This is a genomic window from Streptomyces sp. NPDC096311 (assembly GCF_044763085.1).
Taxonomy (GTDB): domain Bacteria; phylum Actinomycetota; class Actinomycetes; order Streptomycetales; family Streptomycetaceae; genus Streptomyces.
In genome coordinates, this window is sequence record NZ_JBIWFN010000010.1 from 176336 (window position 1) to 197798 (window position 21463).

Consider the following 21463-nt stretch of genomic DNA (forward strand, 5'->3'; position numbering starts at 1 on the left):
GTTGTCTTCGACTCTACGGGCGGGCTCTGACAATCGGTCCCGACGGTGGCTCCGGCGCGGGGCCGGGGCGGCTCAGGGGATCGTGCGGGAGACGACGTAGACCATGGCGCGCCCGGGCTTCGGCCAGTTCACGACGATGTCCTGGGTGGGCGCCGGGTCCTTCTGTTCGTGGACCAGGCCCCACCACGAGCCGGGGCCCGTGAAGTCCCAGCCGACGACCTTCTGGTCACGGGTACCGATGGTGATGTCGTTCTTGCGCAGGGTATCCCGGCTGGTGCCGACCTCCGCGAGGAACTGCTCCAGCCCCACGCCGTTGGTGGCGAACTGCACGTAGAGACGGCTGGTCTTCCAGTTGTTCGTCTCGTAGTAGGCGACGGCGACGCCGTTCAACGGGATCGGCACCTGGTAGAGGCGGCGCTGGACGCGCGAGGGCCAGCCCACGGTGAGGCCGGTCGCCGAGTACTTCTCCTCCTTCTGCTTGCCGCTGTCGCGGCTCTGGTTGGCGGAGATCACCAGGTAGCCGGCCGGGACGCCGATGAGCAGCACGATGATCAGCAGCGTCAGGGCGCGGCGTCGGAACTTGTGGCGCGGGTCCTCCGGCGGGCGCCGGGGCTCGTCCGGAGGTGAGGCCTGGCGCGGCAGCGAGGCCGTCACAGCGTCCCCTGGGTCGTACGGCGCGACTCGGAGTAGCGCTCGTACCGCTCGTAGCGCTCCACACGGCGGCGCTTGGCGCGGCGGAAGCGGCGGGCGACGAGGCGGGCGAGGTCGGCGGCGCCGACCATGCCGGCCTCGGGGCCGAGCTGGGCGCGGGCGATACGGGCCTCGGGACGGTAGCCGCGGCCGGTCAGGTGGCGGCGGAAGGCGTCGCGCGCGGGGCCGATGAGGAGGTCGTCGGCCGCGCTGACGCCGCCGCCGATGACGAAGCAGGAGGGGTCCAGGGCCGCCGCCAGATTGGCGATGCCGACGCCGAGCCACTGGCCGATGTCCTGGAGCAGCTCGATGCACATGGCGTCGCCCTCGCGGGCGAGCTCGGTGATCATCGGGCCGGTGATGTCGCCGATGTTGCCCTTGACGTGCTCGATGATCCCGTACGCGACCGGGGAGTCCGCGGCGGCGAGTTCGCGGGCCTCGCGGACCAGCGCGTTGCCCGAGCTGTACTGCTCCCAGCAGCCGCGGTTGCCGCACGGGCAGCGGTGACCGCCGGGGACCACCTGCATGTGACCGAACTCGCCCGCGACGCCGAACTTGCCGCGCTTGACCTGGCCGTCCTCCAGCAGCGCGCCGCCGATGCCGGTGCCGAGCGTGATCATGACGAGGTTGTCCTCGCCACGCCCCGCGCCGAACCGCCACTCCGCCCAGGCGGCGGCGTTGGCGTCGTTGTCGACCAGGACCGGGACGGCGAGCCGCCCGGCGAGGCGGTCGCGCAGCGGCTCGTTGCGCCAGGACAGGTGGGGGGCGAAGAGGACGCGGTTGCGCTCGGCGTCGACCCAGCCGGCCGCACCGATGCCCACGGCGTGCACGTCGTGCCGGTCCGAGAGGTCCAGGACCAGCTCCACGATGGTGTCCTCGACGACCTTGGGGCTCTTGGACTTGTCCGGCGTCTCGGCGCGGAGCTTCTCCAGGATGTTGCCGTCGGCGTCGACGACGCCCGCCATCACCTTCGTGCCGCCGATGTCGATACCGACGGTGGGGACGCGGGGAGCCGTCAGGTGGGAACGGCGCTCACGCGTCCCTACGGTCCGCAGGACAGTGGCCCGCGCGGAGCCGCGGTGTGCGAGGTCGCGGTAGGTGCTCATCGGGCCGATTCTGCCTCACCGCGCCAGGGGGGCGCATGGCGGAGTCCCCCCTGAGCGCTCCAGGACGCTCCGCCGGAGCGCCCTGGAGAGCCTTGGGCCGTCTGTGAGCCGCGGGACGTGTGTGACGGGTTGCACAGTTCCCCGCGCCCCTTAAGAGGCGCTCCGCTCCAGCTCGTGCCGGAGGTCGTCCAGCTCGCTGCCGCCCGCCATCTGGCGGGTCAGCTCGTCGAGGGTGATCTCGTCGCGGGTGTGACTGCCGAACATGGCGCCGCGCTTCAGGAGGACGAAACGGTCGCCCACCAGGTACGCGTGGTGTGGGTTGTGCGTGATGAGGACCACGCCGAGGCCGGCGTCCCGCGCGGCGGCCACGTACTTGAGGACCACTCCGGACTGTTTCACACCGAGCGCGGCGGTGGGCTCGTCGAGGACGAGGACCTTGGCGCCGAAGTGGACGGCGCGGGCGATCGCCACGCACTGGCGCTCACCGCCGGAGAGGGTGCCGATGGGCTGGTCGACGTCACGCAGGTCGATGCCCATGCGCAGCAGCTCCGCGTGGGTGGTCCTGCGCATGCGGTCGACGTCCATGCGCTTGAAGGGACCGGTGCCCGTCGACAGCTCGGAGCCGAGGAAGAAGTTCCGCCACACCGGCATCAGCGGGACCACGGCGAGGTCCTGGTAGACGGTGGCGATGCCCCGGTCCAGGGCCTCGCGCGGGGAGGTGAGCCGGGTCTCCTCGCCCTCGATGCTCAGGGTGCCCGCGTCGTGCTGGTGCAGGCCCGCGATGATCTTGATCAGCGTGGACTTGCCCGCGCCGTTGTCGCCGAGCACGCACGAGATCTCGCCCGCGTGCACCACCAGCGAGACGCCCTCGAGGGCGCGGATGTTGCCGTAGTACTTGCTGACGTCGTCGAGTTCGACGAGCGCTGTGCGTTCCGTGGCGGCCGCGCCGGTCGTCTTTCCCGCGTCCGTCGTCATGCCGTCGCCGTCCGTCGTCATGCCGTCGCCTCCGCGCGCTTGCGGACCCAGTGGTTGAGCAGGGTCGCCAGGAGCAGCATCACTCCCAGGAAGAACTTGAACCAGTCCGGGTTCCACTCGGCGAACACGATGCCCTTGCTCACCATGCCGAAGATCAGCGCGCCGACCGCCGCGCCGACCGCGGAGCCGTAGCCGCCGGTGATCAGACAGCCGCCGATGACGGCCGCGATGATGTAGATCAGCTCGTTGCCGACGCCCTCGCCGGACTGCACGACGTCGAACGAGAACAGCAGGTGCTGCCCGGAGATCCAGGCGCCGAAGGCGACACCCATGTAGAGGCCGATCTTCGTCTTGTTGACCGGTACGCCGACCGCGCGGGCCGCGTCCTCGCCACCGCCGACGGCGTAGATCCAGTTGCCGAAGCGGGTGCGCAGCAGGATCCAGGTGGCGACGACGACCAGGGCCAGCCACCACAGGATGGTGATCTTGAAGTCGACGCCGCCGATGGTGAGCGTCGAGGCGAAGACGTCCCTGGCCGAGGAGAAGCCCTGCATGTCGGAGATCGACTTCGTGGACACCGTGCCGCTGATCAGCTTGGTGAAGCCGAGGTTCATGCCGGTCAGCATCAGGAAGGTGCCGAGCGTGATGATGAAGCTCGGCGGGTCCGTGCGGGTCAGCATGACGCCGTTGAAGACGCCGATCGCCAGCGTGACGACCAGCGACACGAGGACGCCGACCCAGACGTTCGCGGTCATCTGGTAGCTGAACATCGAGGAGATCAGCGCGGAGCTGGTCACCATGACGCCCGCGGAGAGGTCGAACTCGCCGCCGATCATCAGCAGCGCGACCGGTACGGCCATGATGCCGATCGTCGAGGAGGCGTACAGCACCGTGCTGAGACTCGCGGCCCGTACGAAGCTGTCGGCGAAGATCGCGAAGAAGAGGAAGACCGCGATCGCGCCGACCACGGAGCCGAGCTCGGGCCGGCCCATGAGTCTGCGCAGGGGCGAGGTCTTCAGGAGGCGCTCGTCGGCCTTGGTGTCGGGCGACGGCGCGGGTGCAGGCGCAGTGGCGCTCATCGGGTCCCCCGCTTGGTGTACTCCTCGAGCGCGGCGGCCTGATCCTTGGTGATGATCTGCGGGCCGGTGAGGACCGGCTTGCCGCCGCCGAGGACATCGGCGTTGTACTTGTAGAGCCACAGCAGGTCCACGGCCTCGTACCCCTGGAGGTAGGGCTGCTGGTCGACCGCGAAGCCGAGTGTGCCGTCCTTGAGCTCCGCGGCCACCTTCGCGTTCAGGTCGAAGGTGTCGATCTCCGCCTTGCTGCCCGCGTCGGCCTTCGCCTTCACCGCGGTGTCCGCGTACGGGGCGCCGAGCGTGACGACCGTGTCGATGGACTTGTCGGCCTGCAGCTTGGCGCCGATGGAGGACTGCACGTCGGGCATGCTGGTGCCCTGGACGTAGAGGTTCTGCACGGTGCCGTGGAAGGTGTTCTTCACACCCGCACAGCGCTGCTCGTGGCCGACGTTGCCCTGCTCGTGCAGGATGCACAGGGCCTTCTTGCGGCCCCGCTTGTTCAGCTCCTCGCCGACCGCCTCACCGGCGATCGTCTCGTCCTGCCCGATGTGGGCGAGCGCGCCGAACGCCTTGGACTGCTCGGAGCCGGAGTTCACCGTGATCACGGGAATGCCGGCCTTCTCGGCGCGCGCGACGGCCGCCTTCATCGCGTCCGGCTTGGCCAGCGTGACGATGATGCCGTCGACCTGCTTGTCCACGGCTGCGTCGACGAGCTGCGCCTGCTGCTGCGCCTCGGCGTTGTGCGAGTACAGGAAGTTGATGTTGTCCTTGACCGCGGCCTGCTTGGCGCCGTTCTGCACGATGTCCCAGAACGTGTCGCCATCGCCCGAATGGGTGATCATCGCGAAGGTCCACTTGGGCGTGTTCACCGCGGCCCTGCCCTGGGCCGCCGCCGCCTTACGGGCATCCTCGGCCCGCTTCCCGCCGGTGCTGCTGCATCCCGCGAGGGACACCCCCAGCGCCCCTGCGAGCGCGATGCTTACCCAGGTCCGAGTCCGTGCCACGAGGCCGTGCCCTTCTTGCTGTGTTCTTTGGTGCGCCGGGGCCCGCGAAGCGGCCCGGCGGGCCGTTCCGCAGGCCCCGGGGGCCGACATCTCGCCGGCCCCAAACGCCCAAGTATCGAACACTGGGATCGTGCACCCCATCAGCGGGTCCCGCGCGCGGTGTACTTCTCGAGGGTCGAGGCGTCCTTCTCGGTGATGATGGCCGGGCCGGTCAGGACCGTTTTGCCGCCGCCGAGGATGTCGCCGTTGGTCTTGTAGAGCCACAGCATGTCGATGGCCTCGTACCCCTGGAGGTAGGGCTGCTGGTCGACCGCGAAGCCGACCTCCTTGGCCTGGAGGCGCTTGACCACCTCGGCGTTCAGGTCGAAGGTGTCTATCTCCGCCTTGCTGCCGGCGTCGGCCTTGGCCTTCACCGCGACGGCGGCGATCGGGGCGCCCAGGGTGACGAGGGCGTCGATGCCCTTGGTGGCCTGGAGCTTCGCCTCGATGGAGGACTGGGTGGCGGGGGCGTTGGTGCCGTCGACGTTGAGGTTCTCGAGCGTGCCCTTGAAGGTCTTCTTCACACCCGCGCAGCGCTGCTCCAGCGAGACGTTGCCCTGCTCGTGGATGACGCAGACGGCCTTCTTCAGGCCCCGGTTGTTCAGCTCCTCGCCGACGGCCTCACCGGCGACCGACTCGTCCTGGCCGAAGTGCGCGAGGGCCCCGAACCGCTTGGAGAACTCGGCACCGGAGTTGATCGTGACGACCGGGATGCCCGCCTGCTCGGCCTTGGCGAGGACGTCCTTCATGGCATCGGGCTTGGCCAGGGTGACGACGATCCCGTCGACCTTCTTGTCGATGGCGGCCTGGACGAGCTGGGCCTGCCCGCCCGCTTCCTTGTCGTTCGAGTACAGGAAGTCGACGTTGTCCTTGCTCGCCGCCTGCTTGGCGCCGCTCTGCACGATGTCCCAGAAGGTGTCGCCCTCGCCGGAGTGCGTCACCATCGCGATCTTCAGACGGGGCGTACTCGCGGCCTTGCCGCCGCTCCCGCCGGCGCTCGCCTTGTTCTCGGAGTCCTTGCCACCGGAGTTGCTGCAGCCGGCCGCGAGCGCGATCACGGCGATCACCGCCGCTGCCGTTCGGGCTGTACGCATGGTCGGAACACCCTCTTTTCCGCCGCACCTTTGCGGCTGAGGGGAGTTCTAGCTTTGCGCCCGCACACCAGTCAATGGACTTTTTAGAACATTCTTACGATTCAAATTCGGCCTCGCCGAAGCCGATTCACCACCCCTTCACGACCGCTTCACGGCCGTACGAGGAGCTGGAATTCGAAGGAGTAGCGCGAGGCACGGTACATGTGGCTGCCGAACTCCACCGCGCGTCCGGTGTCGTCGAAGGTGGTGCGCTGCATGGTGAGCAGCGGCGCCCCCGCGGGCTCACCGAGCCGCTCCCCCTCCTCCGCGGTGGCCGCGCGGGCGCCGACGGACTGGCGGGCGCTGTGCAGCGTGATGCCCGCGGCCCGCATCAGCCGGTACAGACCGGTGGCCTCCATCTGCTCACTGTCCAGCTCCAGCAGCTCCGGGGGCAGATAGTTGCAGAGGTACGCCATCGGCTCCCCGTGGGCGAGCCGCAGCCGCTCCACCCGGTGCACGTCGCTGCCCTCGGCCACGCCCAGAGCGGCCGCGACCTCGGCGGACGCCGGTACGACGGTGTTGACGAGCACCCGGGTCGCGGGACGCTGTCCGGCCGCCTCCAGGTCGTCGTACAGACTGCTGAGCTCCAGGGGCCGCTTGACCTGGCTGTGCACGACCTGGGTGCCGACACCGCGGCGGCGCACCAGCAGACCCTTGTCGACGAGGGACTGGATGGCCTGGCGGACCGTGGGACGGGACAGCCCGAGCCGCCCCGCGAGCTCGATCTCGTTGCCGAGAAGGCTGCCCGGGGTCAGGGTCCCGTGCTCGATCGCCGCCTCCAGCTGTTGGGACAGCTGGAAGTACAGCGGGACCGGACTACTGCGGTCGACGCTGAGCTGGAGCGACACGGTCGGTTCCTCATCTGGTTTCGGCACGGGCCGAGCGTAGCTCCGCGAGATGTTGACGGGAAGTTGTGTAGTTCGATTGTCCGGACAAAGCATTGACAGCGTGCCTGGTGCGCCCTCACTTTGTTCCCATGCGCATCGGACTGATCGGAACGGGTCGTATCGGCACATTTCACGCGACCGTTCTCAACCGCCACCGCGAGGTCGGCTCCCTCATCGTCACGGACGCGGACTCGGTGAGGGCACATGCGGTCGCGGACCGGTTGGGCGCCACGGCCGCGCCCAGCGTGGACGAGATCTTCACCTGGGGTGTGGACGCCGTGGTGATCACGGCGGCCACCTCGGCGCACGGCGAACTGATCGGTAGGGCAGCGCGCATGGGGCTCCCGGTGTTCTGCGAGAAGCCCATCGCCGTCGACCTGCCGGGCACGCTGTCCGCGCTCGCCGAGGTCGACGCGGCCGGCACGGTCCTGCAGCTGGGCTTCCAGCGCCGCTTCGACACGGGCTACGCGACCGCGCGCGAGGCGGTGCGCTCGGGGCGGCTCGGACGGCTGCACACGATCCGCGCGATGACCTCCGACCAGTCGCCTCCCCCCGCCGCGTACCTCCCGATCTCCGGCGGCATGTACCGCGACTGCCTCGTCCATGACTTCGACATGCTGCGCTGGATCACCGGCCGCGAGGTCGTCGAGGTGTACGCGATGGGATCCGACGCCGGGCCCTCGATGTTCCGTGAGGCACATGACATCGACACGGCCGCCGCCGTCCTCACCCTGGACGACGGCACGCTCGCCACGGCGACCGCGACCCGGCTGAACGGCGCGGGCTACGACGTGCGCATGGAGCTGGCCGGCGAGCTGGACCAGATCGGCGTCGGCCTGGACGACCGTACGCCGATCGCCTCCACCGAACCGGCCGGACCGCCGGCCGCCGACAAGCCGTGGACCGGTTTCCTGGAGCGCTTCGGCCCCGCCTACGAGGCCGAGCTCGCCGCCTTCGTCGACGTCGTGCGCGGCGAACGCGCCAACCCCTGCGACGGGCAGGAGGCCCTGCACGCACTGCGCATCGCCGAGGCCTGCGAGCTGTCGCGGCTGGAGAGACGCCCGGTGTATCTGGCGGAGATCCCCGGCAGACGGGACTGAGCGGACACGTCGGTGCCGCTCCCCACCCGAGGCCGCCGCACCACCGTCACCCCTTCACTCACCCCCACGCACCACCACTCACCCAGCGCACGGGCAGACTGCGCAGACCGCGCATCAGCATGCCCGGGAGCCAGTCACCAGGGGGCCCGTCCAGCGCGAGACCCGGGCATCTCGCCAGCAGGGAGCGCAGCGCGACCCGGGCTTCGAGACGGGCCAGCGGCGCACCCAGGCAGTAGTGGATGCCGTGCCCGAAGGAGAGATGGCCCTGCGGGGCGCGGTGGATGTCGAAGCGGTCCGGATCCGGGCAGCGCGCCGCGTCACGGTTCGCGGCGTCGAGCCCGATCATCACCGAGTCACCCGCCGCGATGGCCCTGCCACCGATCTCCAATGGCTCCGCCGCATAGCGGTACGTCGCCGTCTCGACCGGTCCCTCGAAGCGCAGCACCTCCTCCACCGCGCCGTCGAGCAGCGTCATGTCGGCCCGCAGCGCGGCGAGCTGGCCGGGGTGGGTGAGCAGGGCGTGCACACCGTTCGTGATCAAGTTGACCGTGGTCTCGTGGCCCGCGACCAGCAGGATGAACGCCATCCCGCGCAACTCGTCACGGGAGAGCCGGTCGCCGTCCTCGGCCCGGGTGCGGATGAGGTCGCTGAGCAGGTCGTCGCCGGGTGCCGTGCACCGCTTGTCCTCGATGAGCTCATCGAGATAGGCGGCCAGCTGCCGCACGGCCGCCAGCTCGGAATCCCCGTCGGTCGGCGTCACGATCTCGTTCGACATCGCGCGGAACGCCACCCGGTCGATGTCCGGGACACCCAGCAGCTCGCAGATGACGGTGATCGGCAGCGGATAGGCGAACGAGTCGACGAGGTCGGCGCCCCCCTTCGGCACCATCTCGTCCAGCAGTTCGTCGGTGATCTGCTGGACGCGCGGGCGCAGCGCCTCCACCCGCCGCATGGTGAACGCGCCCGTGACGAGGGAGCGCAGCCGGGTGTGCTCCGGCGGGTCGGCGATCAGCACATACCGGCCCATCAGCTCTTCTTCGAGTGAACTCCACCCGCCTCTCCTCGTGTCCTTGGAGAGCCTCGGGTCGGCGAGAGCGGCCCGCGCCTCCTCGTACCCGACGACGAGCCAGCCCTCGTACGCGCCCGGCTGCGGTGTCCGCACCCAGTGGACGGGGCCGCGCTCGCGCAGCGCCGCGTACACCGGATACGGGTCCCTCGTGAACCCCGCTCCGTACTCCCCCAGATCGATCATGGTCCCCCTCCCGTTGTCCTTCCAACGTGCGGGCCCCACGCTCAGTGCCCGTCCTCTCCCTCCAGAAGTCCCGCGTCGTACGTCAACAGGGCGATCTGCACACGGTTGTTGAGGCCGAGCTTGGCGAGGATGCGTGAGACATGGGTCTTGACGGTGGCGACGCTCATGTACAGCGCGGCGGCGATCTCGGCGTTGGAGGAGCCCCGGCCGACAGCCACGGCGACCTCGCGTTCACGGTCGTTGAGCGCGCCGATCCGGTCCCGGGCGCCGGTACGCCGCCCACCCGGCGCCCCACCGGCCGCGTGCTCCATCAACTGGCGGGTGACGGCGGGCGAGAGCACGGGATCACCGGCCGCGACCCGGCGTACCGCGTCGAGGATCTGCACAGGCGGCGTGTCCTTGAGGACGAACCCGGCGGCACCCGCGCGCAGCGCCCGCAGCACCTGGTCGTCGGCGTGAAACGTGGTGAGGACCACGACCTGCGGCGCGTCCTCGCGCCCCCGCAGCCGTTCGGTGGCCGTGAGTCCGTCGATCACCGGCATCCGGATGTCCATCAGGACGACGTCCGGGCGGGTGCGGTCGACGAGCGCCTCGACCTCGCCGCCGTCCGCGGCCTCGCCGACGATCTCGATGTCGTCGGCGCCGCCCATCATGAAGGACAGGCCGGCCCTGACCAGCGGATCGTCGTCGACGAGAAGCAGCCGGATCGCGTTCATGGTGCCTACCGTAGGTGCCCGCCGGGGCATTACCCACGCCTCGACCGCGACGAACGACTACCGTCGGCCGCCACGACAGTCTCGACGGGGTCTCTCCCGGGAGTGAGGAGTTCAGTGCGCTATCGGCTCTTGGGCAGGACCGGCCTGCGCGTCTCGGAGCTGTTCCTCGGTGCCATGACGTTCGGGGAGCAGGGCGGGGTGGGAGCGCCGAAGGAGGAGTGCGCGCGGATCCTCGACACGTACGCGGAGGCGGGCGGCAACGTGGTGGACACGGCCGTCAACTACCGCGGCGGCGCCAGCGAGGAGATCGTGGGGGAGTTACTCAGAGGCCGACGCGACCGTTTCGTCCTCTCCACCAAGTACACCGTCTCCCGTGACGGCACCGACCCGAACGCCGCCGGGAACCACCGCAAGAACCTGGCCCTCTCCCTGGAGACGAGCCTGCGGCGCCTCGACACGGACTACATCGACGTCTACTGGGTGCACATCTGGGACCGGAACACACCGGTCGAGGAGACCATGCGCGCCCTGGACGACGCCGTACGGTCCGGCAAGGTCCTGTACGTGGGTATCTCGGACGCGCCCGCCTGGGTGGTCTCGCGGGCCAACACCCTTGCCGAGTGGCGGGGTTGGTCCCCCTTCGCCGCACTCCAGGTGCCCTACAGCCTGCTCAGCCGCGACGCGGAGCGCGAGCTCCTCCCCATGGCGGAGACCCTCGGCATGTCGGTGGCCGCGTGGAGCCCGCTGCACAACGGCATCCTGTCGGGCAAGTACACACGTCCGGGCGGCGTGGCCCCCGGCACGGCGACCCGCCTCTCCCCCGAGGCGATCGGGGAACTCGAACGGACGGTGGCCGAAGCGGTCCAGTCGGCGGCCGACGAGCTCGGCGCCTCCCCCGCCCAGGTGGCCATCGCCTGGACCATGGCCCACTCCCCCACCGTCCACCCCATCATCGGCGCCCGCCACGTCACCCAGCTCACCGACAACCTGGGCGCGGCCCAACTCGCCCTCCCCGACCACATACTGACGAACCTGGAGGAGGCCACGGCCTTCCGCACCGGCTTCCCGACGGACTTCATCAACGAAACAGCAAGCTGGGTGTACGGCACCGCGGGCCACCGAGTAATCCCCCGCAAGCCCTGACACACCCGCACCCTCACCCACCCCACGGCAGCCACGCCCGCACCAAGAAGCCCCCACCCCCGTCGGACCCGTGCTCCAGACGCCCCCCGGCCAGAGTGGCCCGCTCGGTCAGCCCGATCAGCCCCTGCCCGGAACCCGGCACATGCGGCACCTCCCCCGGAGGAGCGGGGTTGCGCACGGACACACTCACACCGTCGCCCGGGGCCCCCGAGACGCCCACCGTGACCTCGGCCCCCGGAGCGTGCTTACGAGCGTTCGTCAGCCCTTCCTGGGCGATGCGATACACGGTCCGCCCGACAGAGGCGGGCACCGCCGCGGCATCGGCGACCCGCAGATCGAGGGCCACCTTCATCCCCGCCTCACGCGATTCGCAGACCAGCGCGTCCAACGCGCCGAGCGTCGGCTGCGGCCGCCCCGCGTCGTCGGAGTCACCCGCCCGCAGCACCCCGATGATCTCCCGCAGATCCTGCAGGGCCTCGTGCGCACTCTCCCGGATCACCCCGGCGGCCCGCGCGACCTCCTCGCGAGGCGCGTCCGGACGGAACTCCAACGCCCCCGCGTGCACGCTCAACAGCGTCAGCCGGTGCGCGAGCACATCGTGCATCTCGCGCGCGATCGCCTCGCGCGCCAGCCGCTGCGCCTGCTCGGCCCGCAGCGCGGCCTCCGTCTCGGCCCGCCGTGCCCGGTCCCGCAGACTCAGCATGAGCTGCCGCTTGGACCGTACGAACATGCCCCAGCCGACGACCGACAGGGTCAGCAGCGCGGTGACGGCGATGGCGGCGGCGTAGGAAAGATCGGGATCGGGGCGCAGCCAGAAGTAGACCGGAAGCAGGGCGAGCTGGAGACCGGCGACCCAGCCCACGTACTTGAGGGGCCGGTGCACGGCGAGCGTGAAGAGAGCGACCATGCTCGCGCCACCCGCGGTGTTCGAGAGCACTCCGACGGGGATCATCGCCACGGCCAGCCCCAGCGGCCACCGACGGCGCGACCACACGGCGAGGCAGGCGAGTCCGCCGATCCACTGGTCGACGACGGCGAGGGCGTGCGGGGTGTCCGGGTCGCGGGTCAGCGTGTGCGCGGCCATCGCCCCGATGACGACGGCCAGCACGAAGCAGCCGAAGTCGACCACCCAGTCACGCGCGGTACGCCGGGGCCGTCCGCCCCGCCCCGTCCGCTCGGGGTCGAGCTCCGCGACCACGGCCGACGGCAGCAGCCAGCGCCGCCCGGGCAGAACGGGTGCCGTCGGCACCGGATTGTCACCACTCACGGTCGACAAATCTAGGAGGCCCGCCGCGCGGGCACCTCCCCCGCGGGGGCGATCGTCGACCAAAGTAGCGGCGCCGCATACTTTCGTCCGGACGTACCTCGCCCCGCGGCCCATGAACGTGGGGGGAACCGCGGGGCGAGGATCTTCCGCAAAGCGGTCAGAACAGTCGAACCGGATGAAGCGGTCGAACCGGTCGTACGCGCAACCCTTGGCTCAGCAGCCGAAGTTGATCAGCTTGAACGTGACGTAGTGGTCCGAGGTGTAGTAGTCCTCCTGCGTCTTCTTGCCGGTCACGATGCGCTTGGCGCCACGCGTCGAGGAGCCCGGCGTGATGACGGTGTACTCGTGGTAGTACCCGGTGGACTGGGAGGGCAGGACACCCTCCCGGTTCTGGAAGACGACCCCGTCCTGCGAGTACGGGAAGGGACCGCCGGACGCGATCAGGTCCAGCGTGTCGTACGCCTGCGACGGCAGCCTGCTGTAGCAGATGCTGCCCACGGCGGTGGCCGCCGCGTTGGCGGGGACCACGGTGGTGCCGCCGATGAGCAGCGCGGACATGAAGGCGACCAGGGCGCCGATACGAGTGATTCGTGGGGGGAATCTCATGACTTTAGGATGACGCGCGTAGACCCTGGCATGTCAATGTCAAGGCAGAGGATTTCTCCCGCCAAGTCCGATGAATTTTCCGGGAGTTAACGAAGCCCGACACGACGCCGTGTGCGGTCAGCTGCTCGCGGGGCCTTCGGCGGTAGTGTGCCGAGGGACGGTGCACTGCGCACACGACGCCATCCACGGTGAGGGGCGATGATCGTTTCGGTGGTGTCGATGCCGGAGGGCGTCGTCGCTCGCACCGGTCTGGCACAGGCCCGGGAGCGTCTCGCGGCGACGACCGGCTTCGTGATCGTGGACATCGACCTGGGGGACGAACCCCCGCCCGGCGAAGAGCCGCTCTCCCGTCGGCTCGGACTGGACGACGCGGCCGGCGAGTGGCTCGGCAGAGCGGACGAACACGTCCGGGCCGAGTACCACGACGGGACTGTCATCGGCGTCGTTCCGGTGGTCAGCGGAGACGACGTCACCCCTATCCATGTCCTTGCCGACCAGCGCCGCTTCATCACGGTGCATCACGGGCCCGTCGAACTGATCGAGGCCTTCCTCGACCAGGTGCCTCAGGACCTGCCCCCCGACGCGGTGACGACGCTGTTCCTGTTTCTGCAAGGGGTCCTGGAGACCTTTCGCCGGGCCGTCACGCAGGCCCATCTGGAGGTCGAGGACCTGGAGGAGGCGATGTTCGAGCGGCGGCAGCCGGAGCATGTCCAACGGCTGGCCCAGCTGCGACGGCGTGCGGCCCGTCTGCATCGCGCGTTCCTGCCGTACGCCGCGGTCGCCCAGGAGATCCTGGTGCGCCACAGGATGGCGGCGCACCACCTCTCCGAGGAGCGGCAGGCGATGAACCGGCTGCACGAGCACACCGTGCAGCTGGTCCTCGTGGAGATCGAGGCGCTGCGGGACGCGGCCCGGCGGGCCGCGGCCAGCTACGCGTCGCTCGTCGCCGATCAGCAGAACGTCGTGATCAACAGACTCACGATCGTCTCGATGATCTTCTTGCCGCTGTCGTTCCTGACCGGCTTCTTCGGCATGAACTTCGCCTACCTCACCAACCGGCTGATGAGCGAGGACTCCTTCCTGGAGTTCGGCGTGGGTCTGCAGGTGGGTGCCGTGGTCGTCGCCCTGTACTACGTGCTGTACCGCACGCACTGGCGGCAGCTGCGCGACAGCCGCACCCGTGACGCCGCCGACGACCAGTCCTGAGCGCAGCCCGCCGGGGCCCCCCGCGGCAGCGCGGCTAGCCGCCGAGCTCCTGGTACCTGGCCGTCAGGGCCGTGGCGCCCTCCTCCGTGAGGGAGCCGAACAGACGCAGGCGGGAGATGCCTCCGTCGGGGAAGATGTCCACGCGCGTGTGCGTCCCGGTCACGGGCGCGGCGAGGACGAAGCGGTGGTTGGTGTCGGGCTGGAGGCGGGTACGGGGGAGGACCTCCGTCCAGTCGCCGTCGTCGCCGTCCTTCACCGACACCGACGCCCAGCCGGCACTGTTGCCCTTCAAGTACGCCGTGTCGATCTCCAGGGCGCGGATCTCGGACTGGGCGACCAGCCGGTAGCGGATCCAGTCGTTGCCCTGGTCGCGGCGGCGGCGGGTCTCCCAGCCGTCGTCCATCTTGCGGGAGCGTCCCGGCTGGATGGTGTTCGTGGCGGGCGAGTAGAAGAGGTCGGAGGCGTCCTCGACCCGGCCGCCGTTCTCCAGGGCGAGGACGTCGAAGGTGCCGAGCGCGCAGAGCCACTCCGGGTCGGCCACGACCTCGCCGTAGACACGCAGTCGGGCGATGCCGCCGTCGGGGTGCTGATTGACGCGGAGGTGGGTGAAGCGCTGCTCGACGGCGACGGCGAAGCCGTTGGCGGCGTGGCCGCCGACCGCCGTGCGCGGTACGAGCGTCGTCCACTTCACGTCGTCCGCGAGGAGTTCCTCCGGCGACGGGGAGCCGGGCACCGAGGCGCCCTCGACCGACACCGCCTGGGGGTAGTTGCCGCGGAAGTGGGCCGTGTCGACCACCACCCCACGTACGACACCGGGTGCGCCGAGCCGGACGAGCGCCCAGTCGTGGTCCTCGGCCGTCGGCCACGGGTGCTCGGCCGAGGCGCCGCGGCGCCGTCGCGTCTCCCAGCCGTCCATGACCTTGCCCTTGTGCCCGAAGTGCTCGGGATCGAACTCGGCGCGCCCCGGCAGCAGGAGGTTCTCGCGCTGGGCGAAGAACTCGTCGTTGGCGGCGATGACCCCGGCGCCGAGCTGCCGGTCGGCGAGGTTGGCGTACTGGGTGAAGGGGAAGTCGGCGGTGCGGTGGTCCGCGTACGGGTCGCCGCCTCCGTAGGGGTTCGCGTCGCCGGTGAAGTGAGGAATCGCCGTCACGTTGATCAGGTCTGCCTTTCGAGGTCGGCCGCTACGGGGGCGGGTGCGGGTGCGTTCGAGGACTACGGGGTGCGCGTCAGGAGTTCACCACCGGGGGCGCCGAACTCGCCGTCGGCCACGATGCGCTCGCCGCGCAGCCAGGTGGACTTCACGACCCCGCTGAGCGATCGGCCGGCGTAGGCCGTGATCCGGTTGCGGTGCTGCAGCGCGGCGGGATCCACGGTGAAGGTCTCGTCGGGGGCGAGGACGGCGAAGTCGGCGTCATGGCCGACCACGATGGCGCCCTTGCGGGAGTCGAGGCCGACCAGTTGAGCGGTGCGCGTGGACATCCAGCGGACCACGTCCTCCAGGCTGTGACCGCGCTTGCGTGCCTCCGTCCAGACCGCCGACAGGCTCAGCTGGAGCCCGGAGATGCCGCCCCAGGCGGTCGCGAAGTCGTCCGTCTTCAGGTCGGCCGTGGACGGCGAGTGGTCGGTGACGACGCAGTCGATCGTGCCGTCGGCCAGCGCCTGCCACAGCAGGTCCTGGTTGGCGGCCTCACGGATGGGCGGGCAGCACTTGAACTCGCTCGCCCCGTCCGGGACTTCCTCCGCTGTCAGGGTCAGGTAGTGGGGGCAGGTCTCCACCGTGATCCGCACGCCCGCACGCTTGGCGTCGGCGATCAGGGGCAGCGCGTCGGAGGACGACAGGTGCAGCACGTGCACACGCGCGTGGAGGCGTTCGGCCTGCGCGATGAGGTTGCCGATGGCGGTGTCCTCGGCGTCGCGCGGGCGTGAGGCCAGGAAGTCCGCGTACTTGGTGGCCTTCCGCCCGCCCATCTGAGGGGCGGCGGCGAGGTGGTGCGGGTCCTCCGCGTGCACGATGAGCAGGCCGTCGAACGCGGCGATCTCGGCCAGGGACCGGGCCAGTTGTTCCTGGTCCAGCTCGGGGAACTCGTCCACGCCGGACGGCGACAGGAAGGCCTTGAAGCCGAAGACTCCCGCGTCGTGCAGCGGGCGCAGGTGCTTGACGTTGTCGGGGAGGGCACCGCCCCAGAAGCCGACGTCGATGTGCGCCTTGGAGCGGGCGACGTCCTGCTTCGTACGGAGATGCTCGACCGTGGTCGTCGGCGGGAGGGAGTTGAGCGGCATGTCGACCAAGGTGGTGATGCCGCCGGCCGCGGCGGCGCGCGTCGCGGTCCAGAAGCCCTCCCACTCCGTGCGGCCGGGGTCGTTGACGTGCACGTGGGTGTCGACCAGACCCGGCAGGAGGACGTCGTCGCCGAAGTCCTCCAGGCGGGCGCCGGGCGGCACCTCGGCGTCGTACGCGAGCACGGCCGTGATCTTGCCCGCGGCGACCGCGACCGTGGCGGCGCGCGTCCCTTCGGGAGTGATGACGCGCGTCGAGCGCAGCATCAGTTCGACCCATCCGACGTCGGACACCCGGACCCCTCTCTCTGCCGCTGTCGACTCCCGCTGCCGCGGTTGACTTCCACGTAACGGAATTCAACGTTCTGTTGAAGGAGTCTTCACTCAAGCCCTCACGTCGTCAAGGGCTCACCCCTCCACCCTGCCCCCGAACGCGCCCCTCTGGATATTTCCACAGTATGGAATTAGAATTCCACAGAGCAGAACTTAGCTACGCACCCCCCGAGGAGTCAACCAACAGCCGGGTAGGCTGCATCACTGCCCGCCCGTCACCCGCCACCGCCCTGTTCGAGGCCCTTCGGGCCGCCCTTCTTGATTCTGAGCCGCGAAAGGACCGCGCCGTGCCTGCGTCCAGCGCCAGCACCACCGACGCCGCCAAGTCATCCGCCCCGAGCGGTGGTGTCCAGTCCCTCGAGCGCGCCTTCGACCTGCTCGAGCGCATGGCCGACGCCGGCGGGGAGGTCGGCCTGAGCGAGCTCTCCGTGAGCAGCGGGCTGCCACTGCCCACCATCCACCGCCTCATGCGCACACTCGTGGCCTGCGGTTACGTACGCCAGCAGCCGAACCGCCGCTACGCGCTCGGCCCCCGCCTGATCCGCCTGGGCGAGTCCGCCTCCCGGCTGCTCGGCACCTGGGCGCGCCCCTATCTCGCCCGTCTGGTCGAGGAGACCGGCGAGACCGCGAACATGGCGCTGCTCGACGGGGACGAGATCGTCTACGTGGCCCAGGTGCCCTCCAAGCACTCGATGCGCATGTTCACCGAGGTGGGGCGCCGGGTGCTGCCGCACTCCACCGGCGTCGGCAAGGCGCTGCTCGCGAACACTCCGGCGGACGAGGTGCGCGCGCTGCTCGCCCGTACCGGCATGCCCGCCGCGACGGAGAAGACGATCACCACCCCGGACGGCTTCCTCTCCGCGCTGGAGGAGGTGCGCCGGCTCGGTTACGCGGTGGACGACAACGAGCAGGAGATCGGCGTGCGCTGCCTCGCCGTCTCGGTCCCCGACTCCCCCACGGCCGCCGCCATCTCGATCTCCGGTCCCGCGGGCCGGGTCACGGACGTGGCCACGGAGAAGATCGTGCCCGTGCTCCAGCAGGTCGCGGCGGAGCTGTCGGAGGCGCTGGCGAGCTCGGGCCCGGGGGCCTGACCGGAGCGCCTCCGGTTCACCCGGCGGCGATGTCGGCGAAGTCCCGCGCCATGGCCCGGCGCAGGGCACGGCGTTCGCGCCGCGCGAAGGCCGGTGCGGGCACCGTCAGGACCGGGCAGCGGGCGTGCGCCGACACCTGGCGGCGGACCGCGGCCCTGCGAGCCCCGGCGCGGGCACCGAGGACCAGCAGGTCGTCCGGGTGCGCGGCCAGTCGGCACAGCGCCCGGTCGGGACGGGCCCGAACCACCCTGCGGACGACGGTGACCCCGGAGGGCGTACCGCCGAAGGCCTCCTCGAAGGCGCGGTCGAGCCGGGCAGCGGCCTCGCGGGCGCAGCGGGCGGCCCAGGCGCTGTCGGGGCTGCGGACGTAGAGGACCTCGCCCTCGGGCGGCTCCCACGCGAGTACGGCCACGAGCACGCGGCCGCTGTCGCGGGCGGCGCGGGCGGCGGTCCGCAGCGCGGCGAGGCTGGCGAACGAGCCGCTGACGCCGACGACGACCTGTCCAGCGGCGGCCATCAGGACTCGCCTCGGCGTGGCCGCGGCAGCCCGAGCCCCCCAGCGGCACGGGCCGCGAAGCGCCCCCCGACCAGCCCGCGCAGCCACTCGCGCACCGGTACGCCCGGCATCCGCTCCTCCTGGCGCCGCTGCATCTCCCGCTCCCCACGATCGGTGAGGCAGTGGTCGCTTCCCTTGGCGCTGACGCTTCCCTTCTCGCAGACGTGTCCGGCGTCGATCGACATCGCTCCGCTCCCCTTCCCAGGCCAATATGGTGGGACGATTTCCCCTGGTCCCCGAAGTCTGTACGCTGATTGGCCTGCCCCACAGGGCCAATGCAAGGGAGTTGGCATGGTGAACGGACCGGTGGTCCACGGAATGGACAGGACGCTGGGAAGCCGCCAGCTCGCCGCACTGCTGTCCTCCGTGCTCCACGCCGACGGCCGCCCCGGGTATCGCGCGCTGGCCGACGGTGTACGCAGGCTGCTCCTCGACGGCCGGATCGCGCTGCACGTCCGGCTGCCCGCCGAGCGCGAGCTGGCCTCCGCGCTCACGGTCAGCAGGGCCACGGTGACGGCGGCGTACGACCTGTTGCGGGAGGACGGATTCGCGCGGAGCCGGCGGGGCGCGGGGACGTGGACGGAGCTGCCCGCCGGTCACCGCCCGGCCAATGTGGCCTCCTTCCCAGCCGACGACGGAGTGATCGACCTGGCCATCGCGGCCCCCGGCGCGCCCGAGGCGGAGCTCGCCGCGGCCTTCGCGGAGGCGGGCGTCCTGCTGGCCCGGCGGGCCTCGACGCCCGGCTATCACCCCTATGGAATCCCGGAGTTGAGGGCCGCCGTCGCCGAGCGGTTCACCCGGCGCGGGCTGCCGACACTGCCGGACCAGATCCTCATCACGAACGGCGCGCAGCAGGCCCTCTCGCTGACGCTCGGGCTGCTCGGGCGGCCCGGTGACCGGATCCTGGTCGAGAACCCCTCGTATCCGAACGCGCTCGACGCGATGCGCCGCGTGGGACTGCGCACCACTCCCGTGCCCGTCAGCGCGGAGGGCTGGGACCCGGGGCTGATCGACTGCGCGCTGCGGCAGGCGGCGCCCCGGCTCGCGTATCTGATCCCCGACTTCCACAATCCGACGGGTCATCTGATGCCGCTCGAACAGCGCCTGGCGGTACTGGAGTCGGCGCGTGCGACCGGCACCTGGCTGGTGATCGACGAGACGATGACGGACATCGCGCTGGATGTGCCCGGGGCCTCGCCGTTCGCCTCGCTCGCACCACGCGGAATGAGCGAACAGGTCGTGACGGTGGGGTCGTTGAGCAAGACGCACTGGGGCGGTCTGCGCCTCGGCTGGGTGCGGGCGGGATCCCGGCTGATCACGGAGCTGGCGACCGCGCGGGTGCCCACGGACATGGGCGGTTCGGTCCTGGACCAGCTGGTCGCGCTCGGACTGCTGGCGCGCACGGACGAGGTGCTGCGCGAGCGGCTGCCGCGGCTGCGCGCCCAGCGGGACGCGCTCGCCGACTCACTGGCCCGTCATCTCCCCGACTGGCGCTGGCAGTTGCCGCCCGGCGGACTGACGCTGTGGATCGACCTGGGCCGCCCGATCGCCTCGTCGCTGGCCCGCGCGGCCCTGGCCCAGGGTCTGCGCATCGAGGGCGGTTCCCGCTTCGGCGCCGACCCGGGCACCCATGAGCACCGGCTGCGTTTCCCCTACACCCTGCCGTCCGACGTGCTCGACGAGGCCGTACGCCAGCTCACGACCGCCCTGGACAGCGGGCTCACCGCGGCCGGAGTGGAGGCGGGCCGCCCGCACTGGGTGGCGTGAGCGGTACTGCGGAAACGCACCCGGAGCCGGAGCGGAACTCCCGCCCCGCCCCCTCAAGGGCGCCGGGGCGGTTCCCCGAACAGCTCCACCGCGCTGCGTACGCCCGCGAGGCCGGTCGACAGCGCGCTGACCGAGCCGATCGCGCCCGCGATCAGCAGCAGGGAGCGGCGCAGCCGGGGTATCTCGGGCATGCCGCTGAGGGCCATCGCCGCGAGCGCGGCGAGCTCGTCCTCGGCGATGCCCCGGTCGGGGAACTCGGCCGGATGCGTGGCGAGTTCACGGCGCAGCCGGGAGACGGCGGTCCGCAGTTCCGCCACCCTCGGATCCTCGTCGCTGCCGGTCACTGGCCTCTGTCCCAAGCTCCGCAACACAGCTCGCCCCCTCGCACGTCCTTGTGCGCACGCCCTCGCCGCTCTGCCCCACACCCCATGGCGATGGTCGGGCGCCGGGGGACGCGGGCCAGTAAACGCCACCCGATGCGGTGGCGCCACCGCGTGGACCGAAATTCAGCCCCGTGAACCCGTGCCCCCGGCGCCGGGTCAGGTATGCAGGAGGTATGACGCACAGGGAAGACGGCGTATGACGCACACAGAAGACCAGGTGGCCGGGCTGCTCCTCGCGGCGGGCGGGGGGCGACGGCTCGGCGGGCGGCCCAAGGCGCTGCTCGAACACCGGGGGCGCCCCCTCGTGGAGTACGCGGTGGGGGTGCTGCGCGCGGCCGGATGCACGCGCGTCCACGTGGTGCTGGGGGCGCGGGCCGACGCCGTACGGGAGCGGGCGCGGCTCGACGGGTGTGTGCTCGTGGACAACCCGGAGTGGGAACACGGCATGGGTTCGTCGCTACGGGCCGGGCTCGGCTCGCTGGCCGGCACGGGCGCGCGGGCGGCACTGGTCTCGCTGGTCGACCAGCCCGGCATCGGGCCGCGGGCGGTCGCCCGGGTGCTCGCCGCCTACCAGGACGACACCTCGCTGGTCTCCGCGGCGTACGACGGCGCGCGCGGCCATCCCGTCCTCTTCGGCGCCGCCCACTGGGCCGGTGTCGCGGCGAGTGCCACCGGCGACCGGGGGGCACGCGCCTATCTGCAGGAACACGAGGCCGCGATCACCCTCGTCGAGTGCGGTGATGTGGCGCAGCCGTACGACATCGACACGGAGGACGACCTGGGACACCTTGAGTGAACGGCGTGGCACTGAGCGCCACGGTGCCTCGGCCTGGAGAATCTCGACATCAACAAACCA

General features: G+C 70.8%; 22 protein-coding genes. 6 read left to right on the forward strand and 16 right to left on the reverse strand.

What is annotated here, in order from left to right; genetic code table 11:
- Positions 1–72: 72 nt before the first annotated feature.
- The 7 genes from ACIRA5_RS25805 to ACIRA5_RS25835 form a co-directional block, all read right to left on the reverse strand.
- Positions 73–654 (reverse strand): sugar kinase, encoded by a 582-nt coding sequence (locus ACIRA5_RS25805; protein ID WP_403694094.1) that lies wholly within the window; start codon positions 652–654, stop codon positions 73–75.
- Positions 651–1796 (reverse strand): ROK family glucokinase, encoded by a 1146-nt coding sequence (locus ACIRA5_RS25810; protein WP_075032911.1) that lies wholly within the window; start codon positions 1794–1796, stop codon positions 651–653. The genes ACIRA5_RS25805 and ACIRA5_RS25810 overlap by 4 nt, the downstream gene beginning before the upstream one ends.
- Before the next feature lie 150 nt (positions 1797–1946).
- Positions 1947–2771, reverse strand: coding sequence for an ATP-binding cassette domain-containing protein (locus tag ACIRA5_RS25815; protein ID WP_403694471.1), 825 nt, complete (start codon positions 2769–2771; stop codon positions 1947–1949).
- Between the two features lie 17 nt (positions 2772–2788).
- Positions 2789–3850 carry an ABC transporter permease gene (locus ACIRA5_RS25820; protein ID WP_403694096.1) on the reverse strand — a complete coding sequence of 354 codons (1062 nt, stop codon included), beginning with the start codon at positions 3848–3850 and terminating at the stop codon, positions 2789–2791.
- Complete coding sequence (locus ACIRA5_RS25825) at positions 3847–4851, reverse strand: sugar ABC transporter substrate-binding protein (RefSeq protein WP_095851797.1); 1005 nt, start codon at positions 4849–4851, stop codon at positions 3847–3849. Before ACIRA5_RS25825 ends, ACIRA5_RS25820 begins: the two co-directional genes overlap by 4 nt.
- 140 nt (positions 4852–4991) lie before the next feature.
- Positions 4992–5984, reverse strand: coding sequence for a sugar ABC transporter substrate-binding protein (locus ACIRA5_RS25830; RefSeq protein ID WP_403694097.1), 993 nt, complete (start codon positions 5982–5984; stop codon positions 4992–4994).
- 149 nt (positions 5985–6133) lie between these two features.
- On the reverse strand, positions 6134–6871 hold the full coding sequence (locus ACIRA5_RS25835) for a GntR family transcriptional regulator (protein ID WP_352044860.1): 738 nt from the start codon (positions 6869–6871) through the stop codon (positions 6134–6136).
- A 128-nt stretch (positions 6872–6999) separates the two neighbouring features.
- Between ACIRA5_RS25835 and ACIRA5_RS25840 the strand changes: the two genes are divergently transcribed.
- The gene (locus tag ACIRA5_RS25840; RefSeq protein ID WP_060898450.1) at positions 7000–8010 is read left to right on the forward strand and encodes a Gfo/Idh/MocA family oxidoreductase; all 1011 of its coding nucleotides are present in this window, start codon (positions 7000–7002) and stop codon (positions 8008–8010) included.
- A gap of 58 nt (positions 8011–8068) precedes the next feature.
- On the opposite strand, the gene ACIRA5_RS25845 is transcribed toward ACIRA5_RS25840, so the two are convergent.
- Positions 8069–9262, reverse strand: coding sequence for a cytochrome P450 (locus ACIRA5_RS25845; protein ID WP_403694099.1), 1194 nt, complete (start codon positions 9260–9262; stop codon positions 8069–8071).
- A gap of 41 nt (positions 9263–9303) precedes the next feature.
- The gene (locus ACIRA5_RS25850) at positions 9304–9978 is read right to left on the reverse strand and encodes a response regulator (protein WP_403694100.1); all 675 of its coding nucleotides are present in this window, start codon (positions 9976–9978) and stop codon (positions 9304–9306) included.
- Between the two features lie 114 nt (positions 9979–10092).
- Between ACIRA5_RS25850 and ACIRA5_RS25855 the strand changes: the two genes are divergently transcribed.
- Positions 10093–11121 carry an aldo/keto reductase gene (locus tag ACIRA5_RS25855; protein WP_403694102.1) on the forward strand — a complete coding sequence of 343 codons (1029 nt, stop codon included), beginning with the start codon at positions 10093–10095 and terminating at the stop codon, positions 11119–11121.
- Between the two features lie 13 nt (positions 11122–11134).
- On the opposite strand, the gene ACIRA5_RS25860 is transcribed toward ACIRA5_RS25855, so the two are convergent.
- Positions 11135–12397, reverse strand: coding sequence for a sensor histidine kinase (locus tag ACIRA5_RS25860; RefSeq protein ID WP_403694103.1), 1263 nt, complete (start codon positions 12395–12397; stop codon positions 11135–11137).
- A 204-nt stretch (positions 12398–12601) separates the two neighbouring features.
- The gene (locus ACIRA5_RS25865) at positions 12602–12994 is read right to left on the reverse strand and encodes a ribonuclease domain-containing protein (protein ID WP_403694105.1); all 393 of its coding nucleotides are present in this window, start codon (positions 12992–12994) and stop codon (positions 12602–12604) included.
- Between the two features lie 198 nt (positions 12995–13192).
- Between ACIRA5_RS25865 and ACIRA5_RS25870 the strand changes: the two genes are divergently transcribed.
- Positions 13193–14200, forward strand: a complete 1008-nt coding sequence (locus tag ACIRA5_RS25870; RefSeq protein ID WP_403694107.1) for a CorA family divalent cation transporter — start codon at positions 13193–13195, stop codon at positions 14198–14200.
- A gap of 34 nt (positions 14201–14234) precedes the next feature.
- Here ACIRA5_RS25870 and alc read toward each other — a convergent pair whose 3' ends face one another.
- Both alc and allB read right to left on the reverse strand, forming a co-directional pair.
- The gene (alc, locus tag ACIRA5_RS25875) at positions 14235–15350 is read right to left on the reverse strand and encodes an allantoicase (protein ID WP_403694109.1); all 1116 of its coding nucleotides are present in this window, start codon (positions 15348–15350) and stop codon (positions 14235–14237) included.
- A 62-nt stretch (positions 15351–15412) separates the two neighbouring features.
- Positions 15413–16744, reverse strand: a complete 1332-nt coding sequence (gene allB, locus ACIRA5_RS25880) for an allantoinase AllB (RefSeq protein ID WP_403694474.1) — start codon at positions 16742–16744, stop codon at positions 15413–15415.
- A 353-nt stretch (positions 16745–17097) separates the two neighbouring features.
- On the opposite strand from allB, the gene ACIRA5_RS25885 reads away from it, so the two are divergent.
- Entirely contained in the window at positions 17098–17901 is an 804-nt protein-coding gene (locus ACIRA5_RS25885; RefSeq protein WP_403694111.1) for an IclR family transcriptional regulator, read from the forward strand.
- Between the two features lie 16 nt (positions 17902–17917).
- On the opposite strand, the gene ACIRA5_RS25890 is transcribed toward ACIRA5_RS25885, so the two are convergent.
- Both ACIRA5_RS25890 and ACIRA5_RS25895 read right to left on the reverse strand, forming a co-directional pair.
- Positions 17918–18418 carry a universal stress protein gene (locus tag ACIRA5_RS25890; RefSeq protein WP_403694112.1) on the reverse strand — a complete coding sequence of 167 codons (501 nt, stop codon included), beginning with the start codon at positions 18416–18418 and terminating at the stop codon, positions 17918–17920.
- Entirely contained in the window at positions 18418–18642 is a 225-nt protein-coding gene (locus tag ACIRA5_RS25895) for a hypothetical protein (RefSeq protein WP_403694114.1), read from the reverse strand. The genes ACIRA5_RS25890 and ACIRA5_RS25895 overlap by 1 nt, the downstream gene beginning before the upstream one ends.
- 106 nt (positions 18643–18748) lie before the next feature.
- Between ACIRA5_RS25895 and ACIRA5_RS25900 the strand changes: the two genes are divergently transcribed.
- Complete coding sequence (locus ACIRA5_RS25900) at positions 18749–20224, forward strand: PLP-dependent aminotransferase family protein (protein ID WP_403694116.1); 1476 nt, start codon at positions 18749–18751, stop codon at positions 20222–20224.
- A 53-nt stretch (positions 20225–20277) separates the two neighbouring features.
- Here the strand turns inward: ACIRA5_RS25900 and ACIRA5_RS25905 are convergent, their stop codons facing one another.
- A complete protein-coding gene (locus ACIRA5_RS25905; RefSeq protein ID WP_054237073.1) occupies positions 20278–20595 on the reverse strand; it encodes a DUF5955 family protein in 318 nt (105 codons plus the stop codon).
- 208 nt (positions 20596–20803) lie between these two features.
- On the opposite strand from ACIRA5_RS25905, the gene ACIRA5_RS25910 reads away from it, so the two are divergent.
- Complete coding sequence (locus ACIRA5_RS25910; RefSeq protein ID WP_403694118.1) at positions 20804–21403, forward strand: NTP transferase domain-containing protein; 600 nt, start codon at positions 20804–20806, stop codon at positions 21401–21403.
- The last annotated feature ends 60 nt before the right edge of the window (positions 21404–21463 follow it).

What these genes read in the sequence shown, in the direction of transcription:
- ACIRA5_RS25815 (WP_403694471.1), bottom strand. Translation starts at nt 2,771, where the DNA reads ATGACGACGGACGCGGGAAAGACGACCGGCGCGGCCGCCACGGAACGC.
- ACIRA5_RS25900 (WP_403694116.1), top strand. Translation starts at nt 18,749, where the DNA reads ATGGTGAACGGACCGGTGGTCCACGGAATGGACAGGACGCTGGGAAGC.
- allB (WP_403694474.1), bottom strand. Translation starts at nt 16,744, where the DNA reads ATGCTGCGCTCGACGCGCGTCATCACTCCCGAAGGGACGCGCGCCGCC.
- ACIRA5_RS25865 (WP_403694105.1), bottom strand. Translation starts at nt 12,994, where the DNA reads ATGAGATTCCCCCCACGAATCACTCGTATCGGCGCCCTGGTCGCCTTC.
- ACIRA5_RS25890 (WP_403694112.1), bottom strand. Translation starts at nt 18,418, where the DNA reads ATGGCCGCCGCTGGACAGGTCGTCGTCGGCGTCAGCGGCTCGTTCGCC.
- ACIRA5_RS25820 (WP_403694096.1), bottom strand. Translation starts at nt 3,850, where the DNA reads ATGAGCGCCACTGCGCCTGCACCCGCGCCGTCGCCCGACACCAAGGCC.
- ACIRA5_RS25830 (WP_403694097.1), bottom strand. Translation starts at nt 5,984, where the DNA reads ATGCGTACAGCCCGAACGGCAGCGGCGGTGATCGCCGTGATCGCGCTC.
- ACIRA5_RS25870 (WP_403694107.1), top strand. Translation starts at nt 13,193, where the DNA reads ATGATCGTTTCGGTGGTGTCGATGCCGGAGGGCGTCGTCGCTCGCACC.
- ACIRA5_RS25910 (WP_403694118.1), top strand. Translation starts at nt 20,804, where the DNA reads ATGACGCACACAGAAGACCAGGTGGCCGGGCTGCTCCTCGCGGCGGGC.
- ACIRA5_RS25840 (WP_060898450.1), top strand. Translation starts at nt 7,000, where the DNA reads ATGCGCATCGGACTGATCGGAACGGGTCGTATCGGCACATTTCACGCG.
- ACIRA5_RS25850 (WP_403694100.1), bottom strand. Translation starts at nt 9,978, where the DNA reads ATGAACGCGATCCGGCTGCTTCTCGTCGACGACGATCCGCTGGTCAGG.
- ACIRA5_RS25845 (WP_403694099.1), bottom strand. Translation starts at nt 9,262, where the DNA reads ATGATCGATCTGGGGGAGTACGGAGCGGGGTTCACGAGGGACCCGTAT.
- ACIRA5_RS25810 (WP_075032911.1), bottom strand. Translation starts at nt 1,796, where the DNA reads ATGAGCACCTACCGCGACCTCGCACACCGCGGCTCCGCGCGGGCCACT.
- ACIRA5_RS25895 (WP_403694114.1), bottom strand. Translation starts at nt 18,642, where the DNA reads ATGTCGATCGACGCCGGACACGTCTGCGAGAAGGGAAGCGTCAGCGCC.